Raw genomic sequence first — 16,552 nt, 5'->3', positions numbered from 1 at the left:
GTTTCATGGACACCGAGGACAAGTTTCTCGACTACCTCAAGCGGGCCACCGCCGACCTGCGCAAGGCCCGCAGGCGGGTGCGCGAGCTGGAGGACCGCGAGGCGGAGCCGATCGCGATCGTCGGGATCGGCTGCCGCTTCCCGGGCGGCGTGAACGACCCGGGAAGCTTCTGGCGGCTGCTGTCCTCGGGCACCGACGCGATCGCGGACTTCCCCACCGACCGCGGCTGGGACGTCGAGGGCCTGTACGGCTCAGCCGGCCCGCGCGAGGAGTCGTCGAACACGATCCAGGGCGGGTTCGTCCACGACGCGTCGGGTTTCGACGCCGGGTTCTTCGGGATCAGCCCGCGTGAGGCGCTGGCGATGGACCCGCAGCAGCGGGTCATGCTGGAGACCTCGTGGGAGGCACTTGAGCAGGCCGGGATCGACCCCTCGAAGCTGAAGGGGTCGGCCACCGGCGTGTTCGCGGGCGCGGGCATGACCGCCTACGGCGCGCAGGTTCCCGCCGCCGACGCCGAGGGCTACGTGGTCACCGGCAACGCCACCAGCGTGATCTCCGGCCGGGTCGCCTACAGCCTGGGCCTGGAGGGCCCGGCCGTGACGGTCGACTCGGCCTGCTCCTCGGCGCTGGTCTCGATGCACCTGGCCGCCGCCGCACTGCGTTCCGGCGACTGCACGCTGGCCCTGGCCGGCGGTGTCACCGTGATGGCCGAGCCGGGCAGCTTCGCCGAGTTCTCCCGGCAGGGCGGCCTGGCCTTCGACGGCCGCTGCAAGGCGTTCTCGGCCGAGGCCGACGGAACCGGCTGGGCCGAGGGCGCCGGTGTGCTGGTGCTGGAGAAGCTTTCGGACGCCCAGCGCAACGGCCGCACGATCCTCGCGGTCATGCGCGGGTCGGCTGTCAACCAGGACGGCGCCTCCAACGGCCTCACCGCTCCCAACGGCCCCTCCCAGCGGCGCGTGATCCGCGCCGCGCTCGCCAGCGCCCGGCTCTCGCCGGCCGAGGTCGACGCGGTCGAGGCACACGGCACCGGAACGGTTCTCGGCGACCCGATCGAGGCGCAGGCCCTGCTGGCCACCTACGGCCAGGACCGCCCGGAAGGCCGCCCGGTGCGGCTGGGTTCGGTCAAGTCGAACATCGGTCACACCCAGGCCGCGGCCGGTGCGGCCGGGGTGATCAAGATGATCCTGGCGCTGCGCAACGAGATGCTGCCGCGCACCCTGCACGCCGATCAGCCCTCTCCGCACGTGGACTGGAGCGCCGGTGACGTCGCGCTGCTGACCGAGGCCGAGCCCTGGCCCTCGCGGCTGGCCGACAACGGCGCCCCGCGGCGGGCGGGCATCTCGGCGTTCGGCATCAGCGGCACCAACGCCCATGTCGTCCTCGAAGAAGCTCCCGCCCCGGTCGCGGCTGCGGCCATCGACGACGCCGACGCCGAGAAGCCCCTGGCCGTTCTCGACGGCGAGCAGCACGCCTGGCTGATCTCCGGCCGTAACCCCGAGGCCCTGCGCGCGCAGGCCACCCGGCTGGCTTCCCACGTCGCCGATGCCGCGGTGGAACCCGCCGACATCGCCTGGTCGCTGGCCACCACCCGCACGGCGCTGGAGCAGCGCGCCGTCGTGGTCGGCCGCACCACCGCCGAACTCACCGCCGCCGTCAGCGACCTGGCCACGGGCGTCCCCACGGGCTCGATCGTGACGGGCGCCGCCTCCACCACGCCGCGCGTGGTCTTCGTCTTCCCGGGCCAGGGTTCGCAGTGGGTCGGCATGGGCCGCGAGCTGGCCGCCTCGTCGCCGGTTTTCGCCGCTCGTCTGGCCGAGTGCGGCGCCGCGCTGGCGCCCTTCGTGGACTGGTCGCTCGAGGACGTACTGGGCGACGAGGAGGCCCTGCAGCGGGTCGACGTGGTCCAGCCCGCGCTGTGGGCGATCATGGTCTCGCTGGCCGAGTTCTGGCGCGCCGCGGGGGTGCGGCCGGACGCGGTGCTGGGGCACTCGCAGGGTGAGATCGCCGCTGCGGTGGTGGCCGGCATTCTCTCGCTGGAGGACGCCGCCCGGGTGGTGGCGTTGCGCAGCCAGGCGCTGAAGGCGCTCTCGGGCCGCGGCGGGATGCTCTCGCTCGCCGAGCCGGTGGCCGTGGTCGAGGCCCGGATCGCCGGCCTGGCCGGTGTGACGGTGGCGGCGGTGAACGGGCCGAACGCCACGGTGGTGTCGGGTGATCCGGCGCTGCTGCAGGAACTGCTCGAGCGCGTGGAGGCCGAGGGTGGCCGGGCGCGGATGCTGCCGGTCGACTACGCCTCGCACGGCCCGCAGGTCGATGAGCTGCAGGACGAGATCCTGCGGGTCCTGCAGGGGCTCACCCCGCAGACCGCGACCACGCCGATGATCTCGGCGATGACCGGCGAGTGGCTGATCGGCCCTGAGGCGGACGCCGGGTACTGGTACGCCAGCCTGCGCGCCCGGGTCGACTTCGCCCGCGCGGTGGAGACTCTCGCCCGGGACGAGTTCGGTGCGTTCGTCGAGGTCTCGGCCCACCCGGTGCTGACCAACGCGGTCACCGACATCGTCGAGACCGCGCTGGCGGTGACCGGCGACGAGGGACCGGTGGTGACCGGCACCCTGCGCCGCGAGGACGGGGGTGCCTCCCGGGCGCTGCTGTCACTGGGCGAGGCCTACACCCGCGGGGTGGCCGTCGACTGGACGGCGGTGCTGCCCCGGGCCCGGCGCGTGGACCTGCCGGCCTACGCCTTCCAGCGGGCTCACTACTGGCCCCTGCCCGGCACCGACCTCCCGGCCGCGAGCACGCGTGAGCTGACCGAGGGCGAGGCGCAGTTCTGGGCGGCCATCGAGGCCGACGACATGGAGAGCCTGGCCTCGGCGCTGGCCGTGCAGGGCGACGAGTCGTTCGCCGAGATCGTGCCCAAGCTGGCGGCCTGGCGCCGCCGCGAGCGCGACGCCAACGCCGTGGCCGACTGGCGCTACCGCGTCACCTGGACCTCCGTCGACGCCCCCGAGGCCACGCCGCTGGCCGGCACCTGGTTGCTGATCACCCCCACCACCCCGGCCGACCACCTCGTCACGCAAGCTCTGCGCGCTGCCGGGGCGGACGTCCGAACGCTGACCGTCACGCCCGCAGACCTGGACCGGGCCGCGCTCACCGCGCTCCTGGACGGCCTGAACCCGGCGGGAGTGGTGTCGCTGCTCGGCCTGGACGAGGCGCCGACGGCTGAACTGCCGGTCGTCACCCAGGGCCTAGCGGGCACGCTCGCCCTGGTGCAGGCGCTGGGCGACACCGGGATCAAGGCCCCGCTGTGGCTGCTCACCAGCGGCGCCGTGCTGTGCGGCCGGACTGACACCACGCCGAGTCGTCCGCTGCAGGCGCAGATCTGGGGTCTGGGCCGGGTCGCCGGTCTGGAGCACCCCGACCGCTGGGGCGGCCTGATCGACCTGCCGGAGACCTTCGACGAGACCGCCGCGCAGCGCCTGACCGCATTCCTGGGCCAGAGCTCCGAGGACCAGCTGGCGATCCGCTCCACCGGCGTGCAGGCCCGCCGCCTGGTGCAGGCCCGCCCGCGCGCCTCCCGGCCCGGTGACGAGCGCTGGAGCACCCGCGGCAGCGTCCTGCTCACCGGCGCCTCCGGTGCGATCGGCCCCGACCTGGCCGCCTGGCTGGCCGCCTCCGACGTGCCGCACGCCGTGATGGCCAGCCGCCGCGGCCCGCACACCCCCGGCGCCGCCTACCTGGCCGCACTGATGGCCGAGGCCGGCACCGGCGTCACCCTGGCCCGCACCGACGTGTCCGACCGCGACCAGGTGGCCGGTCTGATCGACTGGATCCCCACGGTCGGCCCGGACCTGTCCGCGGTGATCCACGCCGCCGTCTCGGTCGAGCTGCTGCCGCTGATGCGCACCGACGCCGAAGGCCTGGCCCTGGCCTCACAGGCCAAGGTCGCCGGCGCCGCGCACCTGGACGAGCTCACCGCCGACAAGGACCTGGACGCGTTCGTCCTGTTCTCCTCGATCACCGCCACCTGGGGTGTGGGCGACCACGGCGCCTACGCCGCGGCCAACGCCTACCTCGACGCCCTGGCCGAGGACCGCCGCCTGCGCGGCCTGCCCGCCACCTCGATCGCCTGGGGCGTGTGGGAGTCCGGCGGCCGCTTCGACGAGACCCCCGCCAACGACCCCGCGAGCGCGCCGCAGCACCAGGAATGGCTGCCGCAGAGCCTGATCCCCGACCGCCTGCGCCGCCAGGGCCTGGTGCTGCTGAACCCGGACCGGGCGCTCACCGCGATGGGCCAGGTGCTGGCCGACGACGAGACCGTGCTCGCGGTCGCCGACGTGGACTGGCCGCGCTTCTCCGCCGTCTTCAACGCCTCCCGGCAGTGGCGCCTGCTCGACGAGATCCCGCAGGCCCGCCAGGTGGAGAGCACGCCCGGCGAGGTCGCGGTCAACGGTGAGGCCGCCGCTCTGCTGGCCAAGCTGCTCGGGGTCTCCCAGCAGCAGCGCGAGCGCATCGTCACCGACCTGGTACGCCAGCACGCCGCCGCCGTTCTGGGCCACAGCTCGGCCGGCGAGGTGCAGGCCGGGCGTGCCTTCCGCGACATGGGTTTCGACTCCCTCACCGCGGTCGAGCTGCGCACCAAGCTCAACCAGGCCACCGGTCTGCAGCTGCCCAGCACCGTTGTCTTCGACTTCCCCTCCCCGCAGGTCCTGGCCCGGGAGATCCTCACCCGGCTGATCGGCACGCAGGCCACCGCCGACGCACAGGCCTCCCGGGTGACGCCGGTCTCGGCCGACGACCCGGTCGTGATCGTCGGTATGGGAGCCCGTTTCCCCGGGGCTGTGGACAGCCCGGAGGCGATGTGGGATCTCCTGATGAACCGCGGGGACGCGATCTCGGAGTTCCCGGCCGACCGGGGCTGGGACGCCCTGGGCGAGACCGGTGGTTTCACCCCCCGCGGCGGCTTCATGTCCGGGATGGCCGAGTTCGACCCGGCCTTCTTCCGGATCAGCCCGCGCGAGGCGCTGGGCATGGACCCGCAGCAGCGGCTGCTGCTGGAGACCTCGTGGGAGGCGCTGGAGCGGGCCGGGGTCGACCCGGTCACCCTGCGCGGCTCGCTCACCGGGGTCTTCGCCGGTGCCTCCAACTCCGGCTACGCCGGCCTGGCCGGTTACGGCGCGGGCGTGGAGGGCTCCGAGGGCCACCTGATGATCGGCAACCTGACCAGCGTCGTCTCCGGCCGGGTCTCGTACACCCTGGGCCTGGAGGGTCCGGCCGTCACGGTCGACACCGCCTGCTCCTCGTCGCTGGTCGCCCTGCACCTGGCCGCCTCGGCCCTGCGCGCGGGGGAGTGCGACCTGGCCCTGGCCGGCGGCGTCATGGTGATCACCGACCCGGCCGAGTTCATCGGCTTCTCCCAGCAGGGCGCCCTGGCCGCCGACGCCCGCTGCAAGGCCTTCTCGGCCGACGCCGACGGCATGAGCCTGGCCGAGGGCGTGGGCATGTTCGCGCTGGAAAGGCTTTCGGACGCCCGTCGCAACGGTCACCCGGTGCTCGCGGTGATCGCCGGCAGCGCGGTGAACCAGGACGGCGCCAGTAACGGTCTTTCGGCCCCCAACGGGCCTTCGCAGCAGCGGGTCATCCGGGCCGCTCTGGCCAGCGCCGGGCTCACCCCGGCCGACATCGACATCCTCGAGGCGCACGGCACCGGCACCAAGCTGGGCGACCCGATCGAGGCCCAGGCCGTGCTGGCGACCTACGGCCAGAACCGGCCGGAGGACCGACCGCTGCTGATGGGTTCGGTCAAGTCCAACATCGGCCACGCCCAGCAGGCCGCGGGTGCGGCCGGGGTACTGAAGCTGGTGCTTGCCCTGCAGCACGGGGTGGTCCCGGCCACGCTGCACGCGGACGTCCCCACCCCGCATGTGGACTGGGCCGCCGGTGACGTGGAACTGCTGAACGAACCGGCGCAGTGGCAGCCGCAGGCCGAGCGAGTCCGCCGGGCCGCGGTCTCGGCGTTCGGGATCAGCGGCACCAACGCGCACATCATCCTGGCCGAGCCGCCCGCCGACGAGCCCGCCGGCATCGAGCCCGCCGGCATCGAGCCCACCGACGAGCCGGCTCTGCCGGTCCTGACCGGCGACGACCTGGCCTGGCTGGTGTCGGGCCACACGCCGGACGGCCTCACCGCCCAGGCCGAGCGTCTGGCCGCGCACGTCAGCGACCAGAACCCGGCCGACCTGGCCTGGTCGCTGGCGGCAACCCGCTCCGCGCTGGAACACCGGGCCGTGATCCTCGGTTCCCGGACCGGCCACCTGCTCGCCGGTCTGGAGGCACTCCGGGCGGGCACCCCGTCCTCTGCCCTGATCTCCGGAACGGCCGCCGCGGCCGGCCCGGTCGTGTTCGTCTTCCCCGGCCAGGGTGGTCAGTGGGTCGGCATGGGGCGTGAGCTTCTCGCTCAGAGCCCCGTTTTCGCGCAACGGATGGACGAGTGTCGCGCGGCTCTGGCCCCTCATGTCGAGTGGGACCTGCTCGAGGTCCTGGACGACGAGGAGCAGCTGGCCCGCCTCGACGTGGTGCACCCGGCGCTGTGGGCGACGATGGTCTCGCTCGCGGCGGTCTGGGAGGCCTCCGGAGTGGTGCCGGACGCGGTGATCGGTCACAGCCAGGGCGAGATCGCGGCGTCTGTTGTGGCCGGAGTGCTTTCGCTGGAAGACGGCGCCCGCGTGGTCGCCCGTCGGGGTCAGGCCATGCTCGCGCTGGCGGGCCAGGGCGGTGTGCTGTCGATCGCGGCCTCCGCAGAGGTTGTCGAAGGATTGGTCGCGGCCTACGACGGGGTCACCGTCGCAGTGCTGAACGGCCCCGAGGCCACCGCCGTCTCCGGTGTTCCGGAGCAGCTGCAGGCCCTGGCCGCCGACTGCGAGAAGGCCGGTCTGCGGGCGCGGTTCGTGCCGATGGACTACGCCCCGCACGGCCCGCAGGTCGAGAGCATCCGCACCGAGATCCTCAACGCGCTCGAGGGCCTCACACCGACGGCGGCGCTGATCCCGGTGGTCTCCGGGATGACCGGCGACTACCTCGAGGGGCCGGAGGCCGACGCCGGCTACTGGTACGAGAGCCTCCGCGCCACGGTCCAGTTCACCCAGGGCATCCGGACGCTCGAGCGCGACGGCTACGGCGTGTTCGTCGAAGTATCCCCGCACACGGTGCTCACTGCCGCGATCGGCGCCACGCTGGAGCGTGAGGACGACCGGCCCGCCCCGGTGGTCACCGGCACCCTCAAGCGCGACAACGGTGGGGCCGCGCGGTTCCTGGCCTCGCTCGCCGAGGTGCACGTGGGTGGCGGGCACGTGGACTGGAAGGCCGTACTGCCCGAGGGCAAGCGGGTCGACCTGCCCACCTACGCCTTCCAGCGCCAGCGCTACTGGCCCAAGACCATCGCCGCCACCGGCGCCAGCGTTCAGGCGCTGGGCCTGGAGGCGGCCGGGCACCCGCTGCTCGGTGCCGCCGTGCAGCGGGCCGACGGGCAGGGCCTGCTGTTCACCGGTCTGCTCTCCACCCGCACCCAGCCCTGGCTGGCCGACCACGTGATCGCGGGCGCGGTGCTGCTGCCGGGCACCGCCTTCGTCGAACTGGCCGTGCGGGCCGGGTACCAGGCCGGAGCGCCGCGCCTGGAGGAGCTGACTCTGGCTGCACCGCTGATCATTCCGGCCGACCGGCCGGTGCGGATCCAGGTCGCGGTCGGTGCCCCGGACGAGAGTGGTCAGCGTTCCGTCGAGATCTATGGAAACGTCTACGAGAGCTCCGAAGAAGGATGGACGCGTCACGCTGGTGGTCTGCTGGCCCCCTACGTGGCCGCGGGCGACGCCGAGGCGGGCGACTTCCTGGTCTGGCCGCCGTCCGACGCCGAGCCGGTAGACGTGTCCGACCGTTACGAGGCGACGAGCGCCGGCGGCTACGCGTTCGGCCCGACGTTCCAGGGGCTGAAGGCGGCCTGGCGCCGCGGCACCGACGTGTTCGCCGAGGTGGCGCTGCCGGACGAGGCAGCTTCGGAAGCATCTGCTTTCGGGGTGCACCCGGCTCTGCTGGATGCCTGCCTGCACGCGGCCGGGGTTGCCGGTGACGCCTGGGCCGGGCACCTGGACGCCGAGCCCGGGCAGATGCTGCTGCCCTTCGCCTGGACCGGTTTCTCGCTGCACGCGGCCGGTGCGGCCCGGCTGCGGGTCCGGCTGCGGCCGGAGGCTGCGGGTGGGATCGCCCTCACCGCAACCGATGTCGCCGGTACACCGGTCGTCACCGCACAGTCGCTGGTGCTGCGGCCGGTCTCGGCCGCTTCGATGCCCGCCACCGGCTCCTCGGTGAACGAGGCGATGTTCGCGGTCGAGTGGGTGTCGGTCGAAGCAGGAACAACGGACGCTTCCTGGGCCGTGGCCGGTCCGGACGCCTTTGGTCTGGTGGCCGGGATCTCCGGTGCGGGCCAGACGCCCGCGCTGTACCAGGACCTGGGCATGCTGGCCGCGGCCGTGAGCGCCGGCGCCCCGGCGCCCGCACTGGTCGCGGTGGCGGTCGACGGCCCCTGGGACGCGGCCGATCCGGCGGTGGCGGCCCGTGAGGTGACCGCCCAGACCGTGGCGCTGCTGCAGGAGTGGCTGGCGCTGACGGCTCAGGACGCGCTCGCCGACGCCCGCCTGGTGCTGGTGACGCGCGGGGCGGTGGCCACGAGCACGGGTGAGGACGTGTCCGACCCGGCCGCCGCGGCGGTCTGGGGCCTGGTGCGCTCGGCGCAGTCCGAGAACCCCGGCCTGATCACGATCGTCGACCTGGCGGCGGCGTCGGTCGACGCCGAGCACCTGCCCGCCGCACTCGCCACCGATGAGCCGGAACTGGCCATCCGTGAAGGCCGTCTGCTGGCCCGCCGCCTGACTCGTCCCTCCACAACGCTTCTCAGCCCCGAGACCGACGGGCCCTGGCGGCTGGACGCGGCGCAGAAGGGCAGCCTGGACGGCCTGGCCCTGGTTGCTGCCCCGGAGGCCGAGGCGCCGCTGGAGCCGGGCACGGTCCGGATCGCCGTGCGTGCCGTGGGTCTGAACTTCCGCGACGTCCTGATCGCGCTGGGCATGTACCCGGTCGACGCGCTGGTGGGCACCGAGATCGCCGGCGTTGTCACCGAGGTGGCCACCGACGTCCTCAATTTCGAAATCGGCGACCGCGTGCTGGGCATGGGCTCGGGGGCCGCCGGCCCGCTGACCGTCACCGAGGCCCGGCTGCTGACCAAGATGCCGGACGCCTGGTCGTTCGCGACCGCTGCGTCGGTGCCGATCGCCTACTCCACCGCCTGGTACGCCCTCGTCGACCTGGCCCAGGCCCGGCCCGGCCAGAAGCTGCTGGTGCACGCGGCCGCCGGAGGCGTGGGCACGGCCGCCGTCTCGGTGGCCCGGCACCTCGGCCTGGAAGTGTTCGCCACCGCCAGCCCGGCCAAGTGGGACGTGCTGCGGGCGATGGGACTGGACGACGAGCACATCGCCTCCTCCCGCGACGCCGCGTTCGAGGCGAAGTTCAGTGGCGTGACCGGTGGCGAGGGCATGGACATCGTGCTCAACGCCCTGGCCGGCGAGCTGACCGACGCCTCGCTGCGACTGCTGCCGCGCGGTGGTGCGTTCCTCGAGATGGGCAAGACCGACGTCCGCGCCGAGGACGACCTGGCCCGCGACTTCCCGGGTGTTCGCTACCACGCCTTCGTCACCGGTGAGGCCGAACCCCGCCGCCTGACCGCCATTCTCGACGAGACGACCGCCCTCCTGGCCGAGGGTGTGCTGGCCCTGCCGCCCAAGAGGATCTGGGACGTGCGCCGCGCTCCCGAGGCGTTCCGGTTCATGAGCCAGGCCAAGCACGTGGGCAAGCTCGTCCTGATCGTGCCGGCCCAGAACCGCGGCAGCGTGCTGATCACCGGTGGTACCGGCACGCTGGGCGGGCTGGTGGCCCAGCACCTGGCCGCCACCGGCCGCTCGAGCGAGCTGGTGCTGACCAGCCGCCGCGGCCCGAGCGCCTCCGGCGCAGCGGTTCTGGCGGCGGGGGTGGCCGAGGCCGGCGCCGACGTGCGGGTGCTCGTGGCCGATGCCGGCGACCGTGAGGGCCTGGCGGCGGTGCTCGCCTCGCTGCCGGTCCTGACCGGAATCATCCACACCGCAGGTGTTCTCGACGACGGTGTGGTGGAGTCCCTCACGCCGGAGCGGATCGACGCGGTGATGCGCCCGAAGGCCGACGGCGCCTGGAACCTGCACGAGCTGACCCTCGGCCGTGACCTCGACGCCTTCGTTCTGTTCTCCGCCGGTGCGGCCACCTTCGGCGGCGCCGGTCAGGGCAACTACGCCGCGGCCAATGCCTTCCTGGACGCGCTCGCCGCGCACCGGGTGTCGCAGGGCCTGCCGGCCGTGTCGCTGGCCTGGGGCCTGTGGGCCGACTCCAGCGGTATGACCGCCAACCTCAGCGGCGCCGACAAGGACCGGATGGCCTCGGGCGGTGTGAAGCCGCTCAGTTCGGCCGACGGCCTGGCCCTGCTCGACCTCGCGCTGACCCGCGACGAGGCCCACCTGGTGCCGGCCCGCCTGGACCTTGCGGGCATCCGCCAGCTCGGGGCCGACCTGCCGCCGCTGTGGCGCGGTCTGGCCGGTTCCGCGCGACGCGCGATCCCGCAGGCCGCCAGCGCTGCCGGCTCGGGCAACCTGGGTGCACAGCTGGCTGCACTGAGTGAGTCCGACCGTGAGCGGGTTCTTCTCGACCTGGTCCGCGGCCACGTCGCGGCCGTGCTCGGTCACGCCTCCCCGGACGCGATCGAGCCCCGCCGGGCCTTCCGCGACCTGGGCTTCGATTCATTGACATCGGTCGAACTACGCAACCGGCTCTCCACCGCGACCGGCCTGCGGCTGCCCGCCACCGTCGTCTTCGACCACCCGTCCTCCACCGCGCTGGCCGAGCACCTGCGCGGGAAGCTGCTCGGGGCCAAGGGTTCCGGGGCGACGGTGACGGCCAAGCCGGCGGCCACCGGTGAGCCGATCGCCATCGTCGGCATGAGCTGCCGCTTCCCGGGCGAGGTCCGCGACCCCGAGTCGCTGTGGCAGCTGCTGGCCGAGGGCGTCGACGCGATCGGTGACCTGCCCCGCGACCGCGGCTGGCCGGTGACCGGTTCCAGCACCGGGCAGGGCGGTTTCATCAGCACCGCGGCCGACTTCGACCCCGGCTTCTTCGGGATCAGCCCGCGCGAGGCCCTGACCATGGACCCGCAGCAGCGGCTGCTGCTGGAGACCGCGTGGGAGGCCGTCGAGCGGGCCGGGATGGACGCGAGCGTGCTGCGCGGCACCCCGACCGGCGTCTACGTGGGCGCGGCGTTCTCCGGCTACGGCGACGGCCTGCCGCCCGAACTGGCCGGGCACATGATGACCGGCACCGCGGCCAGCGTGATGTCCGGCCGGATCTCCTACACCCTGGGCCTGGAGGGCCCGGCCGTCACGATCGACACGGCCTGCTCCTCCTCCCTGGTGGCCCTGCACCTGGCGGTGGCGGCCCTGCGTTCCGGCGAGTGCACGATGGCCCTGGCCGGCGGCGCCACGATCATGGCGACCCCGGGCGGGCTGGTCAGCTTCTCCCAGCAGCAGGCCCTGGCGGCGGACGGCCGTTGCAAGGCCTTTTCCGACTCCGCCGACGGCATGGGCATGTCCGAGGGCGCGGCCATGCTGGTGGTCGAGCGGCTCTCGGACGCGCAGCGCCGGGGGCACCCGGTGCTGGCGGTGATCCGCGGCAGCGCGATGAACCAGGACGGTGCCTCCAACGGCCTGACCGCCCCGAACGGGCCCTCGCAGCAGCGGGTGATCCGCGCCGCGCTGGCCAACGCGCAGCTCAGCGCGGCCGACATCGACGTGGTCGAGGCGCACGGCACCGGCACCGAGCTGGGCGACCCGATCGAGGCCCAGGCCCTGATGGCGACCTACGGGCAGGAGCGCCCGGACGGGCAGCCCCTGCTCATCGGCTCGGTGAAGTCGAACATCGGCCACACCCAGTGCGCGGCCGGCGCGGCCAGCGTGATGAAGGTGGTGCTGGCGCTGCAGAACGAGCAGCTGCCGCGCAGCCTGTACGCCGAGAACCCGTCCGACCACGTCGACTGGAGCGAGGGCGACGTCCAGCTGCTCGCCGAGGCCCAGCCGTGGACGGCCGGGGACCGGGTGCGCCGCGCGGGTGTCTCCTCGTTCGGGATCTCCGGCACCAACGTCCATCTGCTGATCGAAGAGGCCCCCGCGGTCCAGCCGCCGAAGGTCTCGGTGGGGTCCCCCAGCCCCGAGGGGGCCGGGAGGGGCCCCCAGCCGGTGCTCACCGGTGACGCCGGCGCGTGGGTCGTGTCGGCGCGGTCCGAGGACGGGGTCGCGGCCCAGGCCGACCGGCTCGCCTCGTACGTCGCCGCGCAGCCGCTGGGCGAGGCCCGGCCGGCCGAGGTGGCCTGGTCACTGGTCACCAGCCGGTCGGTGTTCGAGCACCGGGCCGTGGTGATCGGTTCGGAGCCCGACGACTTCCTGGTCGGCCTCGACGCCGTGGCTTCGGCTCTGCCGGCCGCGGGGGTGGTGACCGGTTCCGTGCCGGCCGGTGGAGCTGCCGGCCGCAAGGTCTTCGTCTTCCCCGGGCAGGGTTCGCAGTGGGTCGGCATGGGCCGGGCGCTGGCGGCTGCTTCGCCGGTGTTCGCTGAGCGGTTGAACGAGTGTGCGGTGGCGCTGTCGGCCTTCGTGGACTGGAACCTGCTGGAGGAGTTGGACGGCCCGCTGGAGCGGGTGGACGTGGTGCAGCCGGTGTTGTGGGCGGTGAATGTCTCGCTGGCTGCGGTGTGGGAAGCGGCTGGTGTGAAGCCGGATGCGGTGGTGGGGCACTCGCAGGGTGAGATTGCGGCTGCGGTGGTTTCTGGTGCGTTGTCGCTGGAGGACGGCGCGCGGGTGGTGGCGTTGCGCAGTCAGGCGTTGAAGGCTTTGTCGGGTCGGGGTGGGATGCTCTCGATCGCTGAGCCGGTGGCGGCGGTGCAGGCGCGGCTGGTTGATGGTGTGACGGTGGCGGCGGTGAACGGGCCGAATGCCACGGTGGTGTCCGGGGATCCGGCTCTGTTGCAGACGTTGGCTGAGCGGGTGGAGGCTGAGGGTGGCCGGGCGCGGATGCTGCCGGTCGACTACGCCTCCCACGGTCCGCAGGTCGACGAGCTGCGGGAGGAGATCCTGCGGCTGTTGGCCGAGGTCAGGCCTCAGGTCGCGCGTATTCCGATGGTCTCCGCGATGAGCGGCGCGAAGCTTGAAGGCACCGAGCTCACCGCGCAGTACTGGTACGACAGCCTGCGCGCCCGGGTCGAGTTCGCCCGTGCAATTGAGGTTCTCGGGCGGGATCACTACGGCGTGTTCATCGAGTCCTCGGCCCACCCGGTGCTCACCGCCCCGGTTGCGGACGCCCTCGAGAACCTGGGCGTGGAAGCGGTCGTCACCGGCACCCTGCGCCGCGAGGACGGCGGAGCGGACCGGATGCTGGCCTCGCTGGCCGAGGTGTACGTGCGCGGCGTCGAGGTCGACTGGCGTTCGGTGCTGACACCGGCCGTCCGGGTCGACCTGCCCACCTACGCCTTCAGCCCGCAGCGCTTCTGGCCCACCGCGAGCGTGGCCGGTGCCGACGTGGCCTCGGCCGGTCTCGGCTCGGTCGGGCACCCCCTGCTGGGCGCCCGGGTCGAGCTCGCCGACGGCGAGGGTGTCGTGGTCACCGGCCAGCTCACCCCGCGCAGCGCCCCCTGGCTGGCCGACTACGAGGTGGCCGGCGTGACGCTGGTGCCCGGCACGGCCCTGGCCGAGCTCGCGGTGGTGGCCGGTCACCAGGTCGGCTGCCCGCGGATCGAGAAGCTCACGCTGACCACCCCGCTGGTGTTGTCGGAGAACCCCACCCAGGTGCAGATCGCGCTGGGCAACGCGGACGACGAGGGACGCCGCACCGTCCAGATCTACGCCCGGGTGGACGAGCCCACGCAGACCGACGAGGGCGGCTCCTGGACCTGGCACGCCAGCGGTGTGCTGGCCCCGGCCGTCGAGGCCGCGCCCGGCACGGCGCGTGACCTGCTCACCTGGCCCCCGGCCGACGCCACCCCGATCGCGCTGCCCACGCTGCACGAGGCCCTGGACACGGCCGGTCACCGCTACGGCCCGGCGTTCCAGGGGCTGCAGGCGGCCTGGCTGCGTAACGGCGACATCCTCGCCGAGGTCGCCCTGCCGGAACCGGCCGCGGCCGACGCGGGGGTGTTCGGGGTGCACCCGGCCTTGCTCGACGCGGCCGTGCAGGCCCTGATCATGGCGCCGGACACCACCACGCCGGCCGACCAGACCCGCGTGCCCTACGCCTGGACCGGAGTCTCGGTCTATGCGCCGGGCAAGAACCGGCTGCGGGTGCGGCTGAGCCCGACCGACGCCGGCTGGTCGCTGACCGCCGCCGACGCCACCGGAGCCGCCGTGCTGGAGGTGCAAGAGCTCATCCTGCGCGGAGTGTCGGCGGCCCAGCTGCGGATCGCCGGAAACACGCTGCGCGACGCGCTCTTCTCGCTCGGCTGGGCCCCGATCCCGGACCCGACCGTGGCCGTGACCGGCCCGTGGGCGGTGCTCGGCGAAGACCACCTGGGCCTGGCCGAGGGCCTGGCGGGGATGGGCGTCACCGCGGCGCTGCACCCCGACCTGGTCTCGCTGCTGACCGCGGTGCAGGCGGGGGAGCCGGTGCCGCAGTTCGTGCTCACCGCACCGCGCCTGCCCGAGAGCGCCGCTGCTGCTGATGCTGGCTCGGCGGCGCAGTCGGTCGAGAAGCTGCTTTTCGAGTGGCTGGACCTCACGGCGCTGGCCGCGGCGCGGCTGGTGCTGATCACCCGGGGGGCCGTCGACACCGAAGACCTCTCGGCTCAAACGGGCGATCGGCGTGGCTGGGAGTCCCGCCCTGAACTGGCCGCCATCTGGGGCGCCGTTCGTGCGGCCCAGCGTCAGAACCCGGGGCGGATCACCCTGGCCGACCTTTCCTCCGGCGCCCAGGCGGCCAACGACCGGCTGAGCATGCTCGCCGCCTCGCTGACCACTGAAGAGCCGGAACTGGCGCTGCGCGGCGACGTCGTGCTGGGCCGGCGGATCACCCGCCCGGCGCAGGTCTTCGACCCCACCGCGACGGTCGAGGGCACCCTGCTGGTCACCGGTGCGGCCGGCACCGCGACTGCCACGGCGGTGCGGCACCTGGCCCGAACCGGCCGCGCCCCCGCGGTGATCCTGGCTCTGTCCGGCGGCCCGTCCTCGGCCACCACGGCCGAGCTCGCGGCTGAGCTGGTCGGGCTCGAGGTGCCGGTGTGGTCGGTCGACCCGAGCACGCTGCTCGACCCGGCCGACACCGAGGGCCTGTCCCGGCTTCTGGCCCGCATCGGCCACCCGCTCACCACCGTGCTCCACTCGGCCGAGGACGAGACCGGCGAGACCGGCGAGACCGGCGAGATTCACGAGACTGCCTGGGGGGTCCACCGGCTCACCCAGGCCCTCACCGACGTCCACAAGTTCCTGGTCTTCACCCCCCTGACCGCCACCCTCGGTGCCGCTTCGGCGGAAACCAGCCAGGCCGCGGCCGGTCTCGGCGCACTCGTCGCGCAGCGGCGGGCGGCTGGACTGCCGGCCACGGCCCTGGCGTGGGGCCCGCTGGAGGGTGACAGCGAGACAGCGCTGAGCGGGGCGGCCGCACTCACCGCGCCGATCACCGGGCTGATCGGGACCCTGGGCGTGGACGACGCGGCGGCCCTGCTCGACCTGGTGCTCGAACGCGGCGACGGGCAGCTGGTGGCGGCCCGGCTGAACCTGACCCGGCTGCGCCAGACCACCGGCTCGGCGTCGATCGCGCCGACCGTGTGGCGGGCCCTGGCCGGCGCGCCGGTGCAGGCCGAGGCCGACGACGAGGAACGCTCCAAGGTCACCGAGGCGCTGCGGGCACAGCTGGCCGAGCTGTCACCCGCCGACGCCGAGCGCACCCTGCTCACCATGGTGCGCGGGCACGTCGCGGCGGTGCTCGGGGAGTCCTCGCCCGAGTCGATCGACCCGCGGCGGGCCTTCAGCGAGCTCGGCTTCGACTCGATGATCGCGGTCGAGCTGCGCAACCGGCTGAACACCGCCACCGGCCTGAAACTGCCGGCCACCGCGGTGTTCGACTACCCCTCGACCGCCGCCCTGACCACCTACCTGCTGGACAACCTCGGCCCGGACGGCGAACGCGCCGGCGACGCCGAGGAGGCCCGCCTGCGCCGGGTCCTGGCCACGGTGGCGATGTCCCGCTTCCGCGACGCCGGGATCCTCGACGAACTGCTGCGTCTGGCCGACCCCGACCGGCCGGCCGAGAAGACCGGCGCCGAGAACGGCCACGCCGCCGTGGAGATCGACGACCTGGACGCCGACAGCCTGATCGCCCTGGCGATGGGCTCGGGCGACGACGACCTCGACGGCCGGGTGCCCGAAGGTGCTGACCACTGATGCTTGAACTGTTC

At 73.7% G+C, this 16,552-nt stretch carries 1 protein-coding gene; it reads left to right on the top strand.

Going from position 1 to position 16,552, the window contains the following annotated elements; genetic code table 11:
* Window positions 1-5 precede the first annotated feature (5 nt).
* Entirely contained in the window at window positions 6-16,538 is a 16,533-nt protein-coding gene (locus QSK18_RS17695; RefSeq protein WP_285620570.1) for a type I polyketide synthase, read from the top strand.
* The last annotated feature ends 14 nt before the right edge of the window (window positions 16,539-16,552 follow it).

The organism is Kineosporia sp. NBRC 101677 (assembly GCF_030269265.1).
GTDB classification, from domain to species: Bacteria; Actinomycetota; Actinomycetes; order Actinomycetales; family Kineosporiaceae; genus Kineosporia; species Kineosporia rhizophila.
Note: the sequence above shows the minus strand (reverse complement) of the source record. Positions and strands in the feature narration are given on the sequence as shown.

Excerpts from the sequence above, each read along its gene's own strand:
- QSK18_RS17695 (WP_285620570.1), top strand. The coding sequence starts at position 6 with ATGGACACCGAGGACAAGTTTCTCGACTACCTCAAGCGGGCCACCGCC.